Origin of the sequence: Polynucleobacter sp. AP-Capit-er-40B-B4 (assembly GCF_018882245.1) — a bacterium.
Classification (GTDB): domain Bacteria; phylum Pseudomonadota; class Gammaproteobacteria; order Burkholderiales; family Burkholderiaceae; genus Polynucleobacter.
Genome location: NZ_JACVOV010000004.1, coordinates 53,519 through 76,027, shown reverse-complemented (window position 1 = coordinate 76,027; position 22,509 = coordinate 53,519). Strand labels below are relative to the sequence as shown.

Annotated in this window: 22 protein-coding genes and 1 tRNA gene; 12 read left to right on the top strand and 11 right to left on the bottom strand. The window is 46.4% G+C overall.

All coding sequences use genetic code 11. From position 1 onward, the window contains the following. A complete protein-coding gene (locus tag ICN19_RS09640; protein WP_216247467.1) occupies positions 1–1,014 on the bottom strand; it encodes a glycosyl hydrolase family 8 in 1,014 nt (337 codons plus the stop codon). A gap of 121 nt (positions 1,015–1,135) precedes the next feature. Here ICN19_RS09640 and ICN19_RS09635 point away from each other — a divergent pair, with 121 nt between their 5' ends. The 4 genes from ICN19_RS09635 to ICN19_RS10245 are packed head-to-tail and all read left to right on the top strand — an operon-like array spanning position 1,136 to position 6,161. Continuing rightward, complete coding sequence (locus tag ICN19_RS09635; RefSeq protein ID WP_216247464.1) at positions 1,136–2,449, top strand: HD-GYP domain-containing protein; 1,314 nt, start codon at positions 1,136–1,138, stop codon at positions 2,447–2,449. Continuing rightward, a complete protein-coding gene (locus ICN19_RS09630; RefSeq protein WP_216247462.1) occupies positions 2,446–3,999 on the top strand; it encodes a sensor domain-containing diguanylate cyclase in 1,554 nt (517 codons plus the stop codon). The genes ICN19_RS09635 and ICN19_RS09630 overlap by 4 nt, the downstream gene beginning before the upstream one ends. A gap of 41 nt (positions 4,000–4,040) precedes the next feature. After that, positions 4,041–4,826 (top strand): formylglycine-generating enzyme family protein, encoded by a 786-nt coding sequence (locus tag ICN19_RS09625; RefSeq protein WP_216247459.1) that lies wholly within the window; start codon positions 4,041–4,043, stop codon positions 4,824–4,826. A 3-nt stretch (positions 4,827–4,829) separates the two neighbouring features. Beyond that, positions 4,830–6,161: an ATP-dependent RecD-like DNA helicase gene (locus tag ICN19_RS10245; protein WP_216247456.1), complete on the top strand. Its 1,332-nt coding sequence runs from the start codon at positions 4,830–4,832 to the stop codon at positions 6,159–6,161. Positions 6,162–6,165: 4 nt separating this feature from the next. Here ICN19_RS10245 and ICN19_RS09615 read toward each other — a convergent pair whose 3' ends face one another. The 4 genes from ICN19_RS09615 to ICN19_RS09600 are packed head-to-tail and all read right to left on the bottom strand — an operon-like array spanning position 6,166 to position 10,635. Continuing rightward, positions 6,166–7,755, bottom strand: coding sequence for a gamma-glutamyltransferase family protein (locus ICN19_RS09615; protein WP_216247454.1), 1,590 nt, complete (start codon positions 7,753–7,755; stop codon positions 6,166–6,168). A 42-nt stretch (positions 7,756–7,797) separates the two neighbouring features. Then, entirely contained in the window at positions 7,798–8,778 is a 981-nt protein-coding gene (locus ICN19_RS09610; protein ID WP_216247452.1) for a tripartite tricarboxylate transporter substrate binding protein, read from the bottom strand. A gap of 43 nt (positions 8,779–8,821) precedes the next feature. Further along, on the bottom strand, positions 8,822–10,207 hold the full coding sequence (locus ICN19_RS09605) for an FAD-binding oxidoreductase (protein ID WP_216247451.1): 1,386 nt from the start codon (positions 10,205–10,207) through the stop codon (positions 8,822–8,824). 26 nt (positions 10,208–10,233) lie between these two features. Then, positions 10,234–10,635, bottom strand: coding sequence for a nuclear transport factor 2 family protein (locus tag ICN19_RS09600; protein ID WP_216247450.1), 402 nt, complete (start codon positions 10,633–10,635; stop codon positions 10,234–10,236). Between the two features lie 94 nt (positions 10,636–10,729). Between ICN19_RS09600 and ICN19_RS09595 the strand changes: the two genes are divergently transcribed. Continuing rightward, positions 10,730–12,070 carry an aspartate aminotransferase family protein gene (locus tag ICN19_RS09595; RefSeq protein WP_216247449.1) on the top strand — a complete coding sequence of 447 codons (1,341 nt, stop codon included), beginning with the start codon at positions 10,730–10,732 and terminating at the stop codon, positions 12,068–12,070. 17 nt (positions 12,071–12,087) lie between these two features. Here the strand turns inward: ICN19_RS09595 and ICN19_RS09590 are convergent, their stop codons facing one another. Together ICN19_RS09590 and ICN19_RS09585 are read right to left on the bottom strand one after the other, a co-directional pair. Beyond that, the gene (locus ICN19_RS09590) at positions 12,088–12,816 is read right to left on the bottom strand and encodes an LrgB family protein (RefSeq protein ID WP_216247448.1); all 729 of its coding nucleotides are present in this window, start codon (positions 12,814–12,816) and stop codon (positions 12,088–12,090) included. Then, positions 12,809–13,156, bottom strand: a complete 348-nt coding sequence (locus ICN19_RS09585) for a CidA/LrgA family protein (RefSeq protein WP_216247446.1) — start codon at positions 13,154–13,156, stop codon at positions 12,809–12,811. The genes ICN19_RS09590 and ICN19_RS09585 overlap by 8 nt, the downstream gene beginning before the upstream one ends. Positions 13,157–13,286: 130 nt before the next feature. On the opposite strand from ICN19_RS09585, the gene ICN19_RS09580 reads away from it, so the two are divergent. Genes ICN19_RS09580 through soxA form a run of 6 tightly spaced genes read left to right on the top strand, consistent with a single transcriptional unit; the run spans position 13,287 to position 18,025 of the window. Next, on the top strand, positions 13,287–13,736 hold the full coding sequence (locus ICN19_RS09580; RefSeq protein ID WP_216247445.1) for a (2Fe-2S)-binding protein: 450 nt from the start codon (positions 13,287–13,289) through the stop codon (positions 13,734–13,736). Between the two features lie 11 nt (positions 13,737–13,747). Beyond that, positions 13,748–15,964, top strand: a complete 2,217-nt coding sequence (locus ICN19_RS09575; RefSeq protein WP_216247443.1) for a molybdopterin cofactor-binding domain-containing protein — start codon at positions 13,748–13,750, stop codon at positions 15,962–15,964. Positions 15,965–15,989: 25 nt separating this feature from the next. Next, positions 15,990–16,427, top strand: coding sequence for a sulfur oxidation c-type cytochrome SoxX (soxX, locus tag ICN19_RS09570; protein ID WP_216247430.1), 438 nt, complete (start codon positions 15,990–15,992; stop codon positions 16,425–16,427). A 10-nt stretch (positions 16,428–16,437) separates the two neighbouring features. Next, complete coding sequence (locus ICN19_RS09565; protein WP_216247428.1) at positions 16,438–16,920, top strand: SoxY-related AACIE arm protein; 483 nt, start codon at positions 16,438–16,440, stop codon at positions 16,918–16,920. Then, positions 16,917–17,246, top strand: a complete 330-nt coding sequence (locus ICN19_RS09560) for a thiosulfate oxidation carrier complex protein SoxZ (RefSeq protein ID WP_216247423.1) — start codon at positions 16,917–16,919, stop codon at positions 17,244–17,246. Before ICN19_RS09565 ends, ICN19_RS09560 begins: the two co-directional genes overlap by 4 nt. Continuing rightward, complete coding sequence (gene soxA / locus ICN19_RS09555) at positions 17,243–18,025, top strand: sulfur oxidation c-type cytochrome SoxA (RefSeq protein ID WP_370625200.1); 783 nt, start codon at positions 17,243–17,245, stop codon at positions 18,023–18,025. Before ICN19_RS09560 ends, soxA begins: the two co-directional genes overlap by 4 nt. 18 nt (positions 18,026–18,043) lie before the next feature. Here soxA and purU read toward each other — a convergent pair whose 3' ends face one another. From purU to ICN19_RS09535, 4 genes are all read right to left on the bottom strand, one after another. Next, positions 18,044–18,898, bottom strand: coding sequence for a formyltetrahydrofolate deformylase (gene purU, locus ICN19_RS09550; protein ID WP_216247420.1), 855 nt, complete (start codon positions 18,896–18,898; stop codon positions 18,044–18,046). Between the two features lie 74 nt (positions 18,899–18,972). Continuing rightward, positions 18,973–19,353: a hypothetical protein gene (locus ICN19_RS09545; protein ID WP_216247417.1), complete on the bottom strand. Its 381-nt coding sequence runs from the start codon at positions 19,351–19,353 to the stop codon at positions 18,973–18,975. Beyond that, positions 19,331–19,735 carry a surface-adhesin E family protein gene (locus ICN19_RS09540; RefSeq protein WP_216247415.1) on the bottom strand — a complete coding sequence of 135 codons (405 nt, stop codon included), beginning with the start codon at positions 19,733–19,735 and terminating at the stop codon, positions 19,331–19,333. The genes ICN19_RS09545 and ICN19_RS09540 overlap by 23 nt, the downstream gene beginning before the upstream one ends. 86 nt (positions 19,736–19,821) lie before the next feature. After that, a complete protein-coding gene (locus ICN19_RS09535; protein ID WP_216247413.1) occupies positions 19,822–22,281 on the bottom strand; it encodes a penicillin acylase family protein in 2,460 nt (819 codons plus the stop codon). A gap of 125 nt (positions 22,282–22,406) precedes the next feature. On the opposite strand from ICN19_RS09535, the gene ICN19_RS09530 reads away from it, so the two are divergent. Continuing rightward, positions 22,407–22,495, top strand: a tRNA-Leu gene (locus ICN19_RS09530). Positions 22,496–22,509 lie beyond the last annotated feature (14 nt).

Sequence of the window (22,509 nt, the reverse complement as noted above, 5' to 3'; positions counted from 1 at the left end):
TTACTTTTTGAGATCCTCTAAGGTCATTTTTGTAAATAGAGACAGCATAGAAGAGTAATAACCTTGGGAAGGATTAAAGCTGGGTAATTGAATCGAATCTAAATTAGGGTATGCAAGAGTCATGGCTGCAATACTCTGGAACCCTGCAGATGCATTGTACGTGCCCGCCTCGCCATTATTAAGATCTACCCAAGCAGGAAGGACGGGCTTACCAGAAAAAGAGCCCCAGAATGACTGAAATGGCTTGATTGTGGATGGAGTTGCTAGCTGACCCCAGATTAAATACAAAGGAATACGTACGGCATCGTATCCAAAGCGCTCACCATCAATGGGGGTAATGACATTATTTTGTAAATTTAGCCAGTCAGGCGGTAGGTTCCACTTACCAAATCTCGCCTCTTGAATCAGCTGTAGTCCTGTGTTGCGCAATTCTTCCCATTGTGGGGAGGGATCTGTATTCGAAAGATCAGTAATTGCCGGAAACACCCAATATGAGAGATTCAGTTTTAATCCCTCTGGCTTCTCAAAACCAATAGCTCCCGGAAGTAGGACTGTACCCTTCTCGGTTTTGCGCAATAATTTTTCGCGTATAGATTGACTTACCTGAATGGCTGCAAATAAGTACCTAGGCTCGTTCCAACGCTTGTATGCTTTAGATAATGCCCAGGCAATAAAGAGATCGCCATCGCTGGCGTTATTCATATCGTTAATGCCGCTATTGGGCGACCAACTCCAGGCAAATAACTTATCGCCGCGAACCTGCAGGTTTTGTTGAGTCCAATTCCAAAGAAGGGCAAATGTTTTGGGATCATCATTTTGTACGGCAAGCAGCAAGGCCATCCCCTGGCCCTCGGTATGGGTAATGCCGTTTTGGGCTTTATCAATCACCCGTCCATTTTCAATATAGGTAGATTTAAATTGATCCCATTCAGAGTTGGCAAAAGACAAGCTAGGGCAAATCAATACCACAGCAAAAATGAGGTAACAGAAGTGTAGGTGAGGGCACCAAGTCATGACAAATCTTTAGTTCTATTAAATAATGCATTAATGGCTTGCAAGCCCAAAAAAGACGCGGGAATCGGTTACATTATGGAGTAATGACATCTAAATATCCCACATTAACTCAGTTTATCGAATGCAGTTAGTAAATCAGACCTTCTACTTTGCCGTTTTTATTGTCCTCGTTGGGCTGATGGCCCGATTCTTGGCGAATAAGGATGACGATCGCGCGCAATTTAGAGTGATTTATTGGCCAGCAGGCCTCAGCTTTCTGGCGGCCTCAATGCTGGCCTTTGCCTGTGCACCCTGGGGTGGAAAACTCATATTGGCTTTAGCTAATATTTTTCTTCTGGCCGCCATGGCTAATATTTCTTTGTTATTTAGCTTTTGGAACGACACCCTTCATTTTCTAAATAAGCTAGCAATTGGATTGTTATTGATTGCTGCCTCTGTTGCCTATATCTATCTACAGCATTTTGGAGAAACTCAAGACCGTATTCACCTGATGAATGCTGTCCTCAGTATTTTTTGTATTTGGCAGATCGTGGTTTTAGCGCAGTTATTAAAAAAAGATAACGCCTATCAAATTAAAATATTGCTTGGAGTAGAAATCTTTCAGCTAGGTACGCGCATTGGGCGCTCACTTCTGTCTTTTGGAGATGCGAGCGCGCCACTTGCCAGTCTTTATCAAGAAGGCGGCCTGGCTTTTGGTTTGAGAATAGCCGCTGTTCTTTCCATAGTTACGGTCTGCATATTAATTACGAATTACTACATGGAAAAACTTTGGCACGAGTATCGCCGTAGCTCCCATGCGATTGAAGATGGCATGCTAAATAGCCTTAACGCACTTTCCATGGTGCGGGATAACGAAACCGGCAACCACATTCTGCGCACTAAGAACTATGTGAGGGCGCTTGCGGAAAGATTAAAAGCAAGTGGCATCTATCAGAATGAGCTCTCACATAAGGCTATTGAAGACATGGTGAAAGCTGCACCATTGCATGACATTGGTAAGGTCGGAATACCAGACACGATTCTTCAGAAGCCTGGAGCTTTATCGGATGATGAGTGGCACATCATGAAAACCCATGCAAGCCTTGGGGAAGATGTATTGATTGCCGCAAAGATAAAAGACGCCAAACACACCAATGTTTTAGATGCTGCCATCAAAATTGCCGGCTGCCATCATGAAAATTGGGATGGCTCAGGTTACCCTAAGGGACTGAAAGGCCTGGAAATACCATTGGCCGCGCGCTTAATGTCGCTGGCTGATACCTATGATGCATTAGTGAGCGAGCGCGTATATAAAAAGGAGTGGTCTCATGATGAGGCCTGTGCAGAAATTACAAACCTCAAAGGCAAGCGTTTCGATCCTTTAATCGTTGAAGCATTTATACAAGAAAAGGATAACTTTTTACGTATTTCTGAAATGTATAGCGACGCTCAATGACCATCAGCTTTGAACCGAAGTCGATTATTCGACGTAATTCTTATTTTATTGTCGGCGGCGCAATTCTTTTGGCAATTATTTTTGCCATTAATGCGGTTGTTTCAAGTTATTTATTACGCCGGAATACTATCGATGATCGAGCGGAGCAGATTGCTACACTTTCATTAATCTTGGCTGAACATACATCGCAGATTATCTTTTCTGCTAATACCGTCCTTCAGAGCATTGATGATGTCATTGCGCTTGAGAAAATTCAAAACGAAAAAAGTTATCGCGAGTTTGCTTCAAGCAAGAAAAGTTATGATTTGCTCGCAGAAAAAACCAAATCAAACCCTATTTTGGATGTCGCTACGTTTGTTGGTAGCGATGGCAAGGTCTTAAACTTTTCGCGCTCCTATCCCGCCCCTGACATTAACCTGGCGGATCGCGATTATTTCACCTACTTAAAGTCTCACAACGATTCTGAAGTTTTTTATAGTGCGCCAGTAAGAAATAAAGGTAACGGGAAGTGGGTATTTTATTTGGCGCGGCGCGTGAATGGTAAAGACGATCAGTTTTTAGGGGTGATCTTGACTGGTGTTTCTGTTCAGGTCTTTTCTTCGCTTTACGAAAGAATCGGTGCCAACATTGGCGAGGGCACGGGGATTACGCTTTATCGAAGCGATAAAACATTGCTGACGCGTTGGCCATTGGTTGAAGACTTGATTGGAAAAGTTAATACCAATACTTTGATTGATCAATCACTTGCTGCTGGCGAAACGGGGAATGGCGTGATCTTTGCCTCGGGCACTGGATTTACACGGCAGAACATCGAGCCCGTGCAGAGGATGATTTCGTATCGTAGGGTAAAGCAATACCCGTTTATCGTAGGTGTGGTTGTTCCAGAGTCTTTGTACCTGGCAAATTGGCATAAGAATGCGGTTGGGGTGCTTATCGCTAGTGTTTTAAGTGTGATTACTATTTTTATTGGTGCTTATTTATTTCTCAGATCCTATAGAAAGAGCGCTGAGAATGAATATCACGCCCATCATGACTCGTTAACCCAGCTGCCTAATAGGACGCTATTCTCCGATCGTTTGGAGATAGCGCTTTCTAATAGCAAGCGCAACCAAACGAAGTTGGCTTTGCTTTTCATTGATTTGGATAATCTAAAAGCCATTAATGATGTTAATGGGCATACGGCGGGTGATGCGGTTTTGGCAGAAGTCGCTAAGCGGATGAGGGAATCTTTGCGTGAGTCAGATACTGTGGCACGTATTGGCGGAGATGAATTTACTGTTTTGCTGCCGGATATTGGTGGCGAAGATGCTGCCTTGAGTGTTGCCGAAAAAATTCGCTCAGCAATGATTACTCCGATTGTGGCTGAAGGCTTCACTTTAACAACCAGTGCCAGTATTGGCGTTGCGGTCTTTCCCTCCCATGGCCTTAATGCCACTGATTTGATGAATAATGCCGATGCGGCCATGTATGCAGCCAAATCAAAAGGCAAAAACGCAATCGTGATGTATGGCGAGCATGTGGTTAAAGTGATATTGAAAGATCTGATTTAGTTGTAGTTTTTCTCCTGAGTATGTAAAGGATTTTTCTGGCAATGAAGAAGTTTGATTTTTCCACCATTTTATTTGGGCTGCTGCTAACAGCTATTGCTGTGTACTTCATGCTCAGATCGACCTCGGCCCAGAGTGCGGCGTCCTCGACAATTCCAGTTGTGCAGATCGGTAGCCTCGCTTGGGATCAAACCGAGATGACTATTGCCGATGTCAAATCTTATGCCTCCTCGACTGGCTTTGTGAGTGCCGCAGAGAAGAAGGGCGGTGGTCTATCGTATGAGGGTGGTTTTGTGCAAAAGCCAGGATGGACTTGGAAAACGCCATATGGTGTCCCAGCAAAAGATAATGAGCCAGCAGTGCATCTCAATCAAAAAGAAGCAGAGGCAATTTGTCGTTATTACGGCAAACGTTTACCAACTGATGCGGAATGGGTCAATGCTGCATTCTTAGAGCAAAGGTCTAGCCCTCCTACTGGTTATACGAAAGGGCAGCGCTATCCTTTTCCAGGGGGTAGCAATCCTTCTCCATCACACTGCCTAAGTGGATGTGGTGACTACAAAGGTTTGGCTCCAGTAGGTGCATTGAATCGCGGTACGGGTCATGTGACCACCAATACTACTAAGCCCGGCGTCAATGGCATGTATGACATGGGTGGCAATGTTTGGGAGTGGACTGCTACTGAGCGCAATGGCGGCTACATTACTCGTGGCGCCTCTTGGTGGTACGGTCCTGAAAGACAGCAAGAGTCTGATGTTGAATCAAAACCTGGTGATATCGCTGTGGTTTATATCGGTTTCCGATGTGTGGCTGATGCCGTGAAACAATAGGGGATGTCTACCCCAATCCCGCAATCCTCCGATATTGAAATCACGCCTGACTATGAGGCAGTGATTGAAGCTATAGAGCGTCACGATCCTTATCTCTTTGTTAGTGGTAAAGCAGGCACCGGCAAAACCACTTTAATTGGTTATCTGCGTGAGACTATTCCGGGTAACGTAGTGGTGGTTGCTCCTACAGGGGTGGCTGCATTGCAAGTCAAAGGGGTGACAATTCATTCCTTCTTCAGATTGCCCCCGCGACTCATCTTCCCCGAGGAAGATATCAAACCACTAAGAGACAAGCGTCTCTATAAAGATATTCGACTACTCATCATTGATGAAATCTCGATGGTCCGCGCTGATGTAGTCGATGCGATGGATTTATTTCTGCGTGAGAACGGTCCACAAAAAGGCCAGCCTTTTGGCGGTATTCAGGTGATGTTTGTGGGGGATTTATTTCAGCTGCCGCCTGTGGTCTCGAGTAGTGATATGCAAGTGCTGGCTGATCGTGGTTACGAGGGGCCTTACTTCTTCTGCGCTATGGCCTTGCATCGCAAAGATGTCACGATGGTTGAGCTCTCTAAAATCTTTCGTCAAAAAGATGAGCACTTTGCCGGCCTGCTCAATCGTATTCGGATTAATCAAGATGTTGATGAGGCAATTGATACCCTCAATGCGCAGTGTTATCGCAAAGATGAGCCAGTTGATGAGCAGACTATTACTCTCACCACAACAAATGCCCGCGCAGATCAAATCAATGGGGCGGGGCTACGAGCGATCACCACTGAAGGTAAAGTGTATGCCGGCAAATCGACTGGAAAATTTAATGTCGATGAACGTAATCTGCCGTCACCAAATAATTTAGTGCTCAAGGTTGGCGCTAAGGTGATGTTTACAGCAACGGACCCAGGCTTTCCAAAGCGCTGGGTCAATGGCACGATCGGTGTGGTGCGTGAGATGCTGCCAGATAAGGTCAAGGTGATGGTGCAAAACGGCCCATACTCCAATACTGTCGAAGTCACTGGTCATCAATGGGAATCCTATCGCTACGATCACGACATGATGTCAGGAAAGATCTCGCCCAGCATCATCGGTACTTATGTGCAGATTCCGCTAATGCTTGCTTGGGCTGTGACTATTCACAAGAGTCAGGGCAAGACTCTGGATAAAGTGAAGGTTGATCTCTCATCAGGCGCCTTTGCCTCAGGTCAGGTTTATGTGGCTTTAAGTCGTTGTAAAACTATCGAAGGCATTTCTCTGCAAAGACCAATTGAGCCTAGAGATGTGAGCTGCAATCAAGAGATTAAGCGTTTCTATATGAACTGTTTGCCAACTTCTAAGTAGCAAGCTAGAAACCAGCAGCTAAACCGTCACGGCGATGATCGCTGCCAGCAATAAAGGCTGAATCTGCATCTTCGCTTAACCTGGCAATCGCTTGCGCGCTTCCAAAATCTAGGCTGTTAGCAGGCTGCACAGCAACTTCATGACCTAGGGCTTTTAAGCCTTCAACAACACTTGCTGGCATGGAGGCTTCAACCGTGAGCTTACCTAAATCATCAATGCGCCAGCGGGGCGCATCTGAACAAGCTTGAGGGTTAAGATATTCATCAACAAAGCGCATCACAAACTGGATATGACCCTGGGGTTGCATATTGCCACCCATCACACCAAATGCCATTGTGGGCTTGCCATCTTTGGTTAGGAATGCTGGAAGAATCGTATGGAATGGACGCTTACCGGGCGCTACTTGATTAGGATGTCCATCTTCCAATCGGAAGCTCATGCCGCGATTATGGAAAGCAATGCCACCTGGTGCAACTACGCCAGATCCAAAACCTTTGAAGTTCGACTGGATATAAGAAATCATCATGCCGGATTCATCAGCGGCGCATAAATACACTGTGCCACCTGAGTGGGGATCACCTGCACCATAGCTTCCAGCCTGATTGTGATTAATCATTGCGGCACGACTTGCTAGGTAGTCTCTATCTAGCAAAGAACTTACCGGCATTTGCATTGAGCGTGCATCAGAAACGTAGGCATACACATCGGCAAAGGCCATACGCATCGCTTCAATCTGTAAATGGATGCGTTGTGCAGAGTTAGCGGGGTATTGCTTCACATTCGCTGCTTGCAAAATACCTAATGCTATTTGCGCTGCTATTCCAGAGCCATTCGGGGGAATTTCATGGAGGGTGTAGTCGCCGTAATCAAAGGCTAGAGGCTCAACCCATTCTGATTGGTTGTCAGCAAAGTCTTGCATAGTGAAGCAGCCACCAGTAGCTTGAGCAAAGTCGACCATACTCTGGGCCAGAGGACCCTTATAAAAAGATTCACCCTCAGTTGCTGCAATTTCTTTTAGGGTTTTAGCTTGCGCAGGGTATTTCCAGATTTGACCTGCTTGCGGTGATTTGCCATCAATCAAGAATGATTCTGAAAATCCTGGTTGATTCTTCAGGATTGGAATTGCTTCACGCCATTGACGTGCAATTACCGGAGATACCGGAAAACCGTTTTCCGCGTAATCGATTGCGCGTTTGAATAATTGAGCAAACGGTAATTTTCCAAACTTACGAGACAAGTCAACCCAACCCGCGACCATGCCTGGAACCGTGACCGTATTCCAGCCGATTAAATCCATCGCTGATTTGCCGGAAAAATACTCTGGCTTCCATGCCGCAGGCGCGCGACCAGAAGCATTTAAGCCATGTAGCTTTTTTCCATCCCACAGAATGGCAAAACCGTCTCCACCTAAGCCATTCATGGTGGGCTCTACGACGGTAAGAGTAATTGCGGTTGCCAGAGCAGCATCTACTGCGTTGCCTCCATTTTGCAGGGCTTCAATTCCAGCTTGAGTTGCTAGCGGTTGAGAGCTAGCAACAGTATTTCTGGCCAGAACAGGAGCGCGGCCACCACCAAAGGGAGGGGAAATCAACATAGTAAGTCTTCTAGTTATGCAATGCGGTTACAAAAGAATCAATTAATCAATTTTAATATTAGAGGCCTTCACAATTTTGGCCCACTTTTCATGTTCAGCAACTGTGATTTCAGCTAACTTTTCTGAATTCGCAAACTGAGGGTGAATACCTTGATTGGCCAATTTAGTTTTAAAGTCTGGATTGGTCAGAATCTTGCGAATTTCTCTTTCCAAGCGTGCAACTATTGCAGGTGAAGTTCCTTTAGGAGCATAAATAGCAAACAAATTCTCCACATCAAATTTTTTCATGCCATCTTGCTCAAAGGTAGGAACATTTGGCATTAATGGGGAGCGCTCTGAAGAGGCAATTGCGATTGGCCTGAGCTTGCCGCTTTGAATATGTGGCAAAGATGCTGTAATGCTGTCGAACATCATCAAAGTATTGCCGGCGATTAAGTCAGGTAAGGCAAAGCTGCTGCCTTTATAGGGAATATGCACTCCAGTAGCGCCGATGCGTTGCATAAATAATTGAGACTCTAGGTGAGATAGGGTGCCATTACCTTGCGATGCGAAATTGAAGTTGCCATTCTTGGATTTAATGAATGCAATCAGTTCGGTCATATTCTTGGCGGGAACACTAGGATTCACTTCTAAGACGTGAGGTACTGAGCCCACCAAAGCAACCGAGACAAAATCCTTTTGCAGGGAAAAAGGTGGATTAGTAAAAAGGGCTTGGGCAATTGCTTGATTTGTTAAAGCGCTGAAGTGAATGGTGTAGCCATCGGGATTTGCTTTAGCTGCAGCAGTCATGCCAATCATTCCACCACCACCAGGTTTGTTATCAATCACTACTGCCTGACCCAAGGCATCTCCTAATGGTGCTGCGATGCTACGTGCAAAGACATCGGTCGAGCCTCCCGCAGGAAAGGAGAGAATCATTTGAATCGGTTTTTTAGGCCAATCGGTATCGGGTGCTGCCATGCTGACATTGACCAAGCCAAGAGCGGCGGTGATGCCGAAGACGATACGATGCATGAGATTCATGGGTGCCTTTGTAAAGTGTGAGTTGAATGTTTGAATGAGAAGGTTATTTTTCATCTTTGAGCCAATACCACTTATAGAGAAAACTTTGCCCCAATCTTCTAAAGGGGGCAAGAGCCTCAGAGCGTATTTTTCCAAAGAGATTGGGGAATTCGAGAGGGGAGTTATAAATCGGCAACTTAAAGACTTCCGAATTAACTTTGCTTCCAGCAACTAGTTCGGCTAAGCGTTTGCCAGCCCAAGTAGAAAAGGAGACACCATTGCCACCATAGCCTAAAGCGTACCAGACCATTTGCTTTGGATCGGGTTGAGTGATGCGAGGCATCATGTCATGGCTGACATCCACCCACCCCCACCAGGAGTAATTGATCTGAATACCTGCTAACGGTGGAAACTTTCTAGCGATAGCATCTGTTAATAGCTTGAGATGCTCTGGAGCATTTGCATCGGCGCCGCTAATAGAGCTGCGACTCCCTAATTGCAATCGATTGTCTTTCAAAAGACGGTAATAAAAACGCAGCGTGCGTGTATCCGTTAAAAAGGTATGCGAGCGAAAATTACATGCTGCTATCTCTGCATCAGTCAGCGGTCTAGTCACTACTGAATTTGACAGAATGGGAAGAATGCGATTTTTGACGGGCTTCAATCCCTGCATGCCATAGCCGCCGGTGCAGATGGCAATTCGCTTGGCGCGAACAATGCCGCCAGGGGTTCTGATGTGATGAATGCCATTAATCGTTTCCCAGGATTCGACTGGGCTACCGGTATGGATCTTTACCCCCAAGCTTTGTGCCTTGCGGAGCAATCCATAAGTAAATTTCAGCGGATGAATGCCAACACCTTCACGCTCTAACAGCGCTCCAGCAGCATCGCGATCATCGCAGTATTGCTCTCTAAGTTCTTGTGCACTCATGAGCAGCGGGTCGTAGCCAAATACTTCTTTTCGGACTTTCGCTTCATTCTGAAGGTAAGCCATTTTTTCTGGGCGATGTGCAACATATAGGTGACCACCATCAGTCGCATCACAGTCAATTTGACTTACTAATTCTTTGAAGTTCTCAAAACCGGTATAAATTTCTCGATCGAGTTTTTTAGCGGTATCTATACCCCAGCGCTCAATCCATTGAGAGCGAGACAATCGACCGCTCGCATTTTGGCCTTGACCACCACTTCTGCTAGAGCAACCCCAAGCGGTTTGATTGGCTTCTAGGATGACTGCCTTGATCCCGTGCTCTTGAGCTAAGTACAGTGCAGTTGAAACTCCGGTTGAGCCTGAGCCAATCACAACAACATCAGTATCAAAGTCTTGATTGACTGGTCCATCAGTAGTTGGTGGGGTGCCGGCGCTAGCCACCCAGTAACTCGGCGCATAGTCTCGACCTGTCCCAGGATTTTGGGAGGTGAGGGGGTCATAAAGCGGGTCGTATTTCATTGGGATTGAGTCTAGGGCATTCCCAATTATTTTGCTGCTGGCAAATTTGCACGATTCTTGCGAAAGACATTCTTTAGTTGAATCTTGCCATCTTTGAAAGTGAAAACATCTACTCCATCAGCTTCCACTCGTGATCCGTCCGCCGCCGTTCCAGTAAATGTCCACTCTGAGACTCCAAAGTTCTCATGCACAAAATGTCGATCATGAACCCATTGCGCGTCTGGAAAGTTGATCCAGGCACTTTCAAAGGCTGCCCTTACTGCTTGAAGACCCTCATGGCGTGCGCCATACGATTCTGGACCTGCTGCAGTCTGAAAGACGCAATCGTCGCTCATAAAGCTCATTAAGGAATCAATATCATGACGATTCCAGGCGGCACTGAAGGCGGCTAAGGTGGCAACTGTGACTGGGTCTTTAGTGTTTGGCATAGAGCTTATTGCTTAAATTCATGAGGGTGATCAATGAAATGCGGTTGGATTGCTATAGTATCGGATAATTCCAATAAACACATATGAGACAAGTATGGACAGTTCTGTAAAGCCAGTTGATATGTCAGCCTATTGGCTGCCGTTCACTCCTAATCGCTATTTTCAGCATCACCCGAAGATCATGCAGTCTGCTAAGGGAGCTTACTACTATGACGATCATGGACGTAAGTTGTTTGATGGACTATCAGGGCTCTGGTGCTCCCCTTTAGGGCATGCAGATCCACGTATTGGTGCAGCCATTCAAAAACAATTTGAAACCATGGACTATTGCCCTGCGTTTCAGATGGCTAGTGAAACAGCATTTAGTTTGGCGGCCCGTATTGCAAAAATGGCGCCTGCGGGATTAGACAAAGTCTTTTTCACCAATTCAGGTTCAGAGGCGGTTGATACTGCATTGAAAATTGCGATTGGTTATCACCGCGTCATGGGTAACGCGTCGCGTACACGTTTAATTGGACGAGATCGTGCCTATCACGGTGTTGGCATTGCAGGCATATCAGTCGGTGGCATGGTTGCCAATCGCAAAATGTTTGCCAGCATGATGATGCCAGGCGTTGATCATTTACCGCACACACTGAATCTCTCGCAAATGGCTTTCTCAAGAGGGCAGCCAAAGTGGGGCGCGCATTTGGCTGAAGAGCTTGAAAAAATTGTCACTTTGCATGATGCCAATACGATTGCCGCAGTCATTATGGAGCCTGTGCAAGGATCTACAGGCGTCATCGTTCCACCAGATGGTTATTTACAAAAGATCCGTGAAATCTGTACTAAGCACGGCATCTTATTGATCTTTGATGAGGTGATTACTGGTTTTGGTCGCTTAGGTGCCAACTTTGGTGCGGATCGATTTGGAGTAACGCCAGACATGATTACCTTTGCCAAAGGGATTACGAATGGTGTTATCCCAATGGGCGGAGTGATTGTCCGTGGCGATATTTACGACAGCATTATCACTAATGGTGGTCAAGAACAAGCAATTGAATTCTTCCACGGTTATACCTACTCAGGTCATCCAATACCTGCCGCAGCTGGCCATGCAGTGCTAGATATTTTTGAATCCGATGATTTAGTCAATCGTGCGCGAGCACTGGAGCCTGTGCTTGAGGATGGTTTGCATGCGCTAAAAGGTAAGTCCGGAATTTTGGATATTCGTAATTTTGGTTTATCAGGTGCCGTGGAGCTGGATCCAGTACCAGGTAAACCAGGTCTGCGCTCCATGAAAGTCCTGGAGGCTTGTATCGAGAAGGGTGCGTTGGTGCGTGTAGCGGGTGATGCGATTGCAGTAGGCCCACCATTCATCTCTACACCAGAAGAGGTGCAATTTCTCTGCAGCGTTCTAGGCGAAGCGATTGATGTCGCTATGCAGATTAAGTAATCAGAATAAGCAAACCATCACTTATTAAATAAGTGATAAATCACAGGGATAGCAACGGCGCTCACTACGCCGTTCATTCCCATCGCTAGGCTGGCATAGGTTCCCGCTTCAGGATGAATACTAAAGGCGCGTGAGGTGCCAATGCCGTGCGCTCCAATTCCAATAGCGAAGCCTCTTTGCCACCATGCTTTCATTCCCAATGCATTTAGAGCAAAAGGTGCCAAGATGGCACCTAGTATTCCGGTGCTGACGGCAAAGATTGCGGTGAGAGTAGGCGAGACGCCGATACGCTCGGCTATACCCATGGCAATTGGAGCGGTGACTGATTTGGGATACATGGCCCCGGTAATGCTGGAGTCCGCGCCAAAAAGAGTGGCAATACCTACTGCGCTAATAATCGACACTAAGCCGCCAGTACAAAGTGAGGCAATTAAAGGAACCGAGCGACCCTTCAGGCTACTCAAGCCGCGATAGATCGGGATTGCCAAAGAAACTGTCGCCGAGCCTAATAAGAAGTGAATAAATTGGGCGCCCTCAAAATAGGTTGAGTAGGGCATTTCAATAAACTGAATCATGCTCGCCACAATCAGAATGGCAATCGCTACAGGATTAGCTAGCGGATTCTGGTGCGTTGCCTTGTAAATGGCTAAGCCGATTTGATAAGCAGCTAGGGTAATAAATAGGGCAAAGAGGGGGCTACCGGATAAGTAGACCCATATCTCGACTATGGAGTGCTTTTCACTCATGAGATTCTTTCTTGCTCAGTAGGCGTGCGACGAGAGCACTAGAGGCGATGGTGAGTATGACGCTGCCAATCAGGGCGCTAATAATGGCTAGTGCATTGGCTTGTAATTGAGGCAGAAATAACACGACGCCAACAGCCGCAGGAACAAAGAGTAGGCCAAGGTATTGGCTGAAACCGTCGGCAACCATTGCCAGATCGGAATTGATGCCTTTGCGTAAAACCAGCCATAGAACTAGAAGTACTAGCCCGATAACCGGTCCAGGTAGCGTCGGTAGTAGAAACTTAGAGGCAAGCTCGCCAAGACTTTGAAAGAGAAGGATTTGTACAAGACCAGAAATCATGCCTTGATCTTACTGCTCAATAATTTATGTTGCAAAGCAATAAATTAATTCTTGGTTAAGATGAACGTACTAAAAGCAGGGGTATTTTTAATGCCCTAAGAACGATAAAAGACTTAACAGGAGAGCACGCATGGCCGAACTAAATGTGAATGGCAAAAAGTACAAGCTGGATGTAGATCCAGAGACCCCTTTGCTTTGGGTAATCCGCGAACAAATTGGATTAACTGGAACTAAATATGGTTGTGGCATTGGTGCATGTGGCGCTTGTACAGTTCTATTCGAAGGTCAGGCTCTACGTAGTTGCGCAATTCCTGTTTCTGCTGCAGAAGGTAAAAGAATTGAGACCATTGAAAGTTTAGAAAAGAATGGTCAATTATCTAAAGTGCAAAAAGCTTGGGTTGATAACCAAGTTCCTCAGTGTGGTTACTGCCAATCTGGCATGGTGATGGCAACTACGGCTTTGTTGCGGAATACACCAAAGCCTACAGATGCGCAAATCGATGCGGCCATTACTAATATCTGCCGTTGCGGTACTTTCCAAGAAGTACGTGCAGCTATTCATGCTGTAAGCAAGGCTTAAGGGGAAATTACATGACTACAAATACAAATACTTCCCGCCGCCACTTCGTTATTGGTTCCAGTGCAATTGCCACTGGTCTAGCAATTGGTTTTGATCTCTCTTTCATGTCTACTGCTCATGCTGCAATGGGTACCGGCACAACAGCAATGACTCCATTAGCCACACCAGAAATTGGTGTGTGGGTAGTGGTGAAGCCAAACGATGATGTAGTTGTGCGCATTGTTCGTTCTGAAATGGGTCAAGGCACTATTACTGGTTTAGCACAGATGGTTGCAGAAGAGTTGCAGTGCGACTGGAAAAAGGTTTCTTATGACTACCCATCTCCGGGCGAGAATTTAAAGCGCAATAAAGTCTGGGGAAGTTATTCAACAGGTGGTAGCCGCGGTATTCGTACTTCCGAACAATATGTTCGCAAAGGCGGTGCTGTAGCTCGCATGATGTTGATTCAAGCTGCTGCTAATCAATGGAATGTTCCTGCTGGAGAGTGTGTTGCAAAAGACAGCGTCATCACGCACACACCTTCTGGCAAGAAAACGACTTTCGGCAAAGTATCTGTTGCCGCATCCCAGTTAGAGGTGCCTAAAGATGTACCACTCAAGGATCCAAAGGAGTGGAATCTCATTGGTAAGTCTGTAAATCGTATTGACGGCGTATCTGACAAAGTTACTGGCAAACAGGTGTATGCAATCGATTTAAAGATGCCAGGCATGTTGGTAGCTAACATCAAGGAATCACCAGTATTCGGCGGCAAAGTAAAGAGCTACGATGCAGCTAAAGCCCAAAGCATGAAGGGCGTCAAGAAAGTCGTACAGGTTGGCGACTCCGCGGTAGCAGTTGTTGCTGACACTTTCTGGCAGGCTAAAACCGCTTTAGACCAAGTCAATATTGTTTGGGATAACGGTTCAAACGGCGATCTTTCTAGTGCCGGCATCAAGAAGATGTTGGAAGAGGGTCTTAAGGCGGACGATGCTTTCCCCCACAACACAAACGGCGATGTTAAAGCAGCCATGTCCAGCGCAGCCAAGACATTGGAAGCGACCTACTTTTATCCATTCTTAAATCATGCAACGCTAGAGCCACAAACCGCTACTGCGAAGTGGACTGCAGACTCATGCGAGGCTTGGGTGCCAACACAAGACGGTGAGGCTTCATTGGCTGCTGTTATCGCCGCCTCTGGTTTGCCAGCTGATAAATGTAATGTGTACAAAGTGAACTTGGGTGGTGGCTTTGGTCGCCGCGGTGCTTTCCAGGATTACACAACACAAGCGGTGAATATTGCTAAGCAAATGCCAGGCACGCCGATCAAGTTAATTTGGACTCGCGAAGAAGACATGACGCAAGGTCGTTACCACCCGGTAATGATGTGCAAGATGTCTGCTGCAATCGATGACAAGAAGAACGTAACAGCAGTCAATATGCGTTTATCTGGTCAATCTATTTTGGCTGCTGTACGTCCAGCTGTTGTGGCAGCAAATAAAGGTAAAGATCCTTTGGCATTCCAAGGTGTAGATCCGACTGGTGAACATGGAATTACCTACAGCTTCCCCAATCTCAATATTGATTATGCGATGCGTAATACAACCGTGCCACCAGGATTCTGGCGCGGCGTGAACGTGAACCAAAATGCGATCTTTATCGAAACCTTCATGGATGAAATGGCTGAGGCTACTGGCGTTGATGCGGTCGAGTTCCGTCGTAAGCACATGGAAAAGTTCCCACGTGCGGTAGCGGTGCTCAATGCTGTAGCTGATGGCATTGGTTGGAACACTCCAGCTAAACCAGGTGTATTCCGTGGTGTTGCTCAAATGCGCTCATTTGGTAGTTATGTAGCTGCTGCCTGTGAACTTTCGGTGACCAACGGCAACGAAGTGAAGATTCATCGTATCGTTGCTGCGACTGACCCAGGTTACGTTGTCAATCCTGCGCAAGTGGCTCGCCAGGTATCTGGTTCATTCGTGTATGGCTTGTCTGCATTATTTGAAGAAGAGATCACGATTGAAAAAGGCGCCGTTGTTCAGAAGAACTTCGACACCTTCAACTCAATCCGCCTCTCTCAAATGCCTAAAGTTGAAACCATCATCATTCAAGGTGGCGGTAAGGACTGGGGTGGAGTAGGGGAGCCAACGATTGCGGTTGCTGCACCAGCAGTGCTGAATGCCATTTATCGTGCAACTGGCAAACGCCTGCGCACGGTCCCTCTGAAAAACAGCGGTATTAAGCTGGTTTAAGAGTTGGCTTATTGAAATTGTGTCCATGAGAAAGAGGGTCGCGCTAGCGTTAGTATTGCTAGGCATCCTCAATCTCCAAGTTGCAAACGCTCAAGTGATTAAAGGGGATTCGATTATCGAATCCCTTTCTGTTGAGTCCGGTGATCCAGTACGTGGTCGAGCTATTGTGACAAGTCGTCAAACTGGGTTGTGTTTGTTGTGTCACAGCGGGCCCTTTCCGGAAGAGCGCTTTCAGGGTAACTTGGCTCCAGAACTCAAAGCAAGCGTAGCGCGTTTGAATGCACCACAACTGCGGGCGCGTATTGTGAATGCAGCACACTTTAATCCTCAAACCATCATGCCGTCTTATTACCAAACCAGCAATCTCAACCGGGTAGCCACTAAATTTGCTGGGCAAACCATATTGAGCGGTCAAGAGATAGAAGACGTCATTGCGTTTTTAGTGACATTAAATAATGAATGAGACATTTCAAATGAAGATGAATAAAACCATTCACCATCATCGGCGACACTGGTTAAAGCAAGTTCAAGGACTTGGACTATTGGCCCTGGGTACTTGCTTAATTCCTCTTAAAGCCTTTGCAAAAAAAGAGGATGTAGATGAGGCGATTAAAAAAATCACTGGCGGAGCTGCCATTAATGATGGCAAGGTGACTTTGACGATCCCTCCATTGGTGGAAAACGGAAATTTAGTGGTTTTAAAGGTAAACGTGGATAGCCCAATGACGGCTAACGATTACGTGAAGACAATTCATGTCATAGCAGAAGCCAATCCTTCGCCCAACATCTTTACCGTTTACTTAACCCCGCGTTCAGGTACCGCAAACGTAACCACTCGCGTGCGTTTAGCCGACAGTCAAAGAGTCTGGGCAATTGCAGAGATGAGTAACGGTAGTTTTTGGCGAGGCTCAGCTGAAACCCTGGTCACTCTTTCTGCATGTACGGAGATGGTATGAGTAAAACCTCCCGCACATCTATTACCATGCCGGCAACGACAAAGAAGGATTCCATTATTGAGATTCGCGCGATTGCGCAGCACGATATGGAGTCGGGTTTTCGTTATACCGAAGGCGGTAAGCAGATTCCTCGTGACATTATTCGTACCTTTACTTGCACCTATAACAATGTAGAGGTGTTCAAAGCAGATTTTTATTCTGGCATTGGCGCGAACCCATTAATCATCTTTACTACAGTTGCGGTGGAATCTGGAACCCTTGAATTTAGATGGGTAGGGGACGGTGGTTATGAGGCAGTCAATCAAGCGCGCATTACAGTTTCGTGAACTTAGCTCTTTCTCTATTTCTTAGCGGTATCTTTTTCACACTGGGCAGCTCGCCTGTACAAGGCGCTCCTAAAGATCCTCCATTAAAGCAACAATCTAGCTATGAGTTGATGTCTGCAGAAAATAAGGCTATGCAGGATGACCCCTTATTAAATCCTGCGATGTTTTGGGTGGGTGACGGCGAGACTTTATGGCAACAAAAAATGGGCTCACAAAATAAGTCCTGCAGCTCTTGTCATGGCGATGCAAAGAAATCCATGCGTGGTGTTGCGACTCAGTTTCCAAAGGTGATTAAAGGTCAATTGCAAACCCTGGAAGGGCAAATTAATCAATGTCGCGTTGGAGCTCAGGGAACATCCGCATTGGCTTATGAGAGTAAAGATCTTCTTGCGCTGACGGCCTTTGTCGCTTTTCAATCAAAAGGTATGCCCATCTCTATCAGCGAGACTTCAGCAAATGCACCTTTTTTAAAGAAGGGTCGCCAGACATTTAATGAGAGGATGGGGCAACTTAATTTATCTTGTGCCCAATGCCATGAGGATAGGGCGGGTCTGAAGCTCGGTGGAAGTCTCATTCCGCAGGGGCACCCTAATGCTTACCCAATTTACCGTTTGGAATGGCAAACCTTGGGTTCTGTGCAACGTCGACTTCGTAACTGCATGAGTGGTGTCAGGGCACAACAGTTTGAATATGGTTCGCTAGAGATGGCGCAGCTAGAGTTATTTCTGATGTGGCGTGCTAGAGGCTTACCTCTGGAGTCTCCAGGAGTAAGACCCTAGCAAATAGCTTCTACTAAATTAATCAGAGAAGACTACTGAAGTTGCACCGTTAATGAGAACGCGATCATGTAGGTAGTAGCGTAAAGCTCTAGATAGAACGGTACGCTCTAAATCACGTCCTTTACGCACTAAATCATCCGGCGTATCGCCATGCGTAACGCGAGTAACGTCTTGCTCAATGATCGGGCCTTCATCTAAATCACTAGTGACAAAATGAGCAGTTGCGCCAATCAGTTTGATGCCGCGAGCATGAGCCTGATGGTAGGGTTTTGCGCCTTTAAAGCTAGGCAAGAATGAGTGATGTACGTTAATGCAGCGCCCAGAAAGCTTGGTTGATAAATCATCAGACAAGATCTGCATGTAGCGAGCCAAGATCACCATATCTACTTTAGTCTCTGCAATGATCTCTAAGAGTTTGGCTTCCTGTGCTGGCTTCGTTTCTGCAGTGACAGGTAAGTGATAAAAGGGGATATCAGCAAAATCAATGCTGGCATAGACATCACGAGGGTGGTTAGAAACAATGCCGCAGATAATCATCGGTAGCTCACCAATGCGCCAACGGTAGAGTAGGTCAACTAAGCAATGATCTAATTTTGAGGCCATGATTAATACGCGCTTGAGGTCTTTTACTGCACGCAATTCCCAAGTAAGCTCAAAGCGCTTGGCAATTTCTAAAAATCCAGCTCTCAAAGAGTCTGCATTCGCAGGGCAGCTAAAACTCACCCGCATAAAGAATCGCTTGGAGGCCTTGTCATCAAACTGTTGGGCTTCTTCAATGTCGCCACCCAGTTCAAAAATATAAGTAGAGACTGCTGCCACAATTCCGGGCTTGTTGGGGCAGGTAAGCGTGAGGTAGTAATTTTCTGTAGCCATATTCAATCGTCAGTTCTTTGCTAATAAGTGTCAATTTTAGTCTGTTTACCCTAGGAGGGGTATGTAAAGGGGCATTACTTGGCTGCGCTACTGTTAGTGTCTGCCGGACCCAATAGCGGCTCACTTTTATCTGTCACTGTGGGTAAAAATACCTCAATACAGATAGGCTTGGAGTCAATGACATTAAAGAAGCTACATTCTTTTTTGGTTGCTGCAGAGGCGGCATGCTCGAGTGGCGACTTTCCTGTAGCGGCGGTTGAGGCTAGGCTTACTGCAGTCCCAGGGTTGGCGACTGCAGCAGTCCCTGCAGAGCTTGCCACAGCAGTACCCGAGCTACTGAGCATTGCTAATGGCGCAGCGCAGGCAGTCAATAAACCGATGATGCAGATTAAGCTAAAACAGAGGGCGGTCTTAAACCCCCGACGGGAATATTTACTTGCTGCGACACGCAACATTAAATACTCCAGCGGCCCATGAACCATTTGGGATGGCTTCAAAAATGCTGTCAGGAGTTTTTTGATCTACCACTACTTTGCCTTTGCCGCGGTTTCCAGTAAAGACTTTAAATTCAAGCGGGCGGTATTTCCCTGTGCTGCAATCATATTCATTCAAACCAATAATCGAGTTGACGTTTTCTTTGGTTTGCGGATCTTGTCCGGGTTTTTTAAAGTCCAACATCGACATGATCTGCGCTACATTGCCCTGGTTTTGAAGAGTAGCAGTATCTACAAAAACAACGGATTGATCATTTTTACCAATCTCCTGCCAAGCAGCCGAAGCATTTCCGCTGACAAATAATGCGGCGAACAGAGTAAGTAGGGCGGTAATCGATTTCATTGGTATTGAATCCTTGGTAATGACTGTTGACGTTGTTGTTCCATTTTAACTAGCCCGCGTTTATCTGCCAATATCACTTGGGCAGGCTACTTATTACTCAATTCTAGCTGGCGGCTGATCTTTTCAGACTTCATTTGCAATGGGAGGTATTCATTGTTAGCCCACAAAGCGTTCATATTGCGATACAGCTTGCTTTGTACCCACCCAGATTGGCCTGTTTGATAGATAAAGACGGACTTTTCTAGATCTGATAAATCATAAACCGTCCGTAAGCTGGGGGCCTGCAGTGTCTCATAGGGATTTCTTGAAAGCAAAAGCTCCAGTCGTCCTACATTGACTGAAAAGCTATCGCCGGGGAACGGGGTTTTGATATTAAATAAGCTTCCTAACAAAGGAACTTTGCTAAATGGTCGATGCTCGGAGATGGCAATATGTGCTTTGCCCCATGTCCAGGATTTGGGATCATTGCCATACTCTTTGCTTAAATAATCCAAGGCTTTATCTAGGGCAAGGTTTGCTGATTCTGAACACGATTCAATTTTTTCAGTTTTAGGGTTATCGCACCAAGGGCTGTTTGGATTTTGCAACTGATTCAATAGTGGCGCACGATAGTTTCTTGCGCCGTAATTCTCGGTGAACAAATAACTCAAGCGTGAAAAAAGATTGCGCGTCAGCTGGTCTACCCAGGCGTTAAAAATAAGAGCCCCTGCGCTATCAACCCTCATGTCGCCATCAAAATTTCTAGCGATCTCCATAGCTTGAGTGCTCAAGGGATGTGAGGACTGGCTGGACTTAAAGAGCTCAAGCAATGGCGTGGCACCCAGCGAGAGCGTATCTCCTTGGATCGTTTTCATATCATCAAATGAATGAACGTTCTTAGATTTAATCAGATCGACAATGCGGTTGTATCGGGTTGGCATTTCCCAGTCGCCGGTTAATGGATTGGGGTCATTAGCCGCAATGATTTTTTGATTAGCTGTGGCAATCCAGCCTTGCTCGGGATTGCTGCTGGCAGGAAGTTGCTCAAAAGGAACGTACCCATTCCAGTCATATTGCCTCTCCCAACCAGGGGCAGGTGCCACGCCGTATAAGCCATGATGCAATTGTCTTTTTGGCGCAATACCAGCCGCTTGATATGCAATATTGCCTTCTGTATCTGCCATCACTACGTTTTGCATAGGGGCATAATTTTTACGTAGTGCTTGCTTAAATTGATCGAGATCAGTGGCGCGATTGATTTCTAATAAACCAGCAACTGATTGATTTTCTATATCAAGCGCTGTCCAGCGGAGCGCTAGTGCATAGCGATTGGCATCAATTGTCCGTTTAGCGCGCGCATAGGAGTCTGAGATAACGGGGCCATGCCTAGTTTCTTTTACCAAAAAGGTAAGGGATGGAGCCCCTTTGATATCAATAATTTCTTGATGAACTTTAAAAGGAAGCAGGCCATCGGGACCGCGGTACATGCCAGGATTTTTTGTATCAATTTGCTCGATGTATAAGTCCTGCACATCGGGGCCGGTATTGGTGAAGCTCCATGCAAACTTATCTGTTCTGCCTAGGACTACGGCTGGGATTCCAGGCAAGGTTCCGCCAATCACATTCAACCCCGGCGCTTCAAGATGGGCAAAGTACCAAATGGCTGGCGCGGATAGCCCTAGGTGTGGATCATTGGCCAGTAATGGCTTGCCGGAGGTGCTCAGCTTTCCGCTGATAGCCCAGTTATTTGAGCCGATGCCATCTTTCCCGCCCAGCTGATCCCATTGACTTAATTCAGTCGCTGGCAAATTTGCAGGCTTGGCTTCAGCTGGCCCAGGGCTTGGATGAAACACTTTGAGCTCTTTGTAGAGCTTGGAGAAATCCATATTACTGACAGGCTCGCCAGGTTCATTCGGTGGGATAACTTCCCACACTTGTTTAGTGCTCAGGTACTGGGAAAGCTCGAGCCTTTGTAATTCTTTATGCCAATTACCGCCAAGGTCATAAGCCATCATGAGCATCCAGGCAACGCTATCGGTTGGAGACCAATGACCTGGCTTTGATCCAGTCAAGAAGTACTCAATCGGCAGCGCCCATCCGAGTTGCGCGTTACCTGCATTCACACCGTCTGCATAGGCTTGTAATAAACGCTTAGCAGAAACGGGGTAGCGATCAAATTGACGTTCTGCCGCACGCTTGATGCCTAAGGTGCGTACAAAGCGATCAATTTTGACGGTATCGCTGCCTAGAATTTCTGAGAGTCGACCGCTGGCAATGCGACGATTCATTTCCATTTGCCATGAGCGCTGATTGGCATGAAGGTAACCTAATGCAAAGTAGGCATCTGCCTGACTTTTGGCTTTGATGTGGGGAATATCGACCTCATCAAAAGAGATGACTATGGAGTCGCCAAGGCTTTTAATGGTCCGCTTACCGGAGATATTGGATTGGGCGGAATATAGGTAGGCAATAACTATTGCCAAGACGACTGCTGAACATAGTCCAGCAAGCCATAGGCTGGCCCGCAAAAGCTTGTTGAGTCCAGTGGATTTTCCCGGTAATTTCATTAGGATATTTTAGTTGTTTTGCCTAGCCTAGCCTGAGCTAGTAGGGCAAAAGGGGCTCTAGGGGCTTGCATGCTAAAATTTGCCCTGTCTTGATTTATTTAGCACGGCTTTATTATTTAGTGCGAGCCCGAGTGGTGAAATCGGTAGACACAGCAGATTTAAAATCTGCCGACTCAAAAAAGTCGTGCCGGTTCGATTCCGGCCTCGGGCACCAAAGACACTCATACC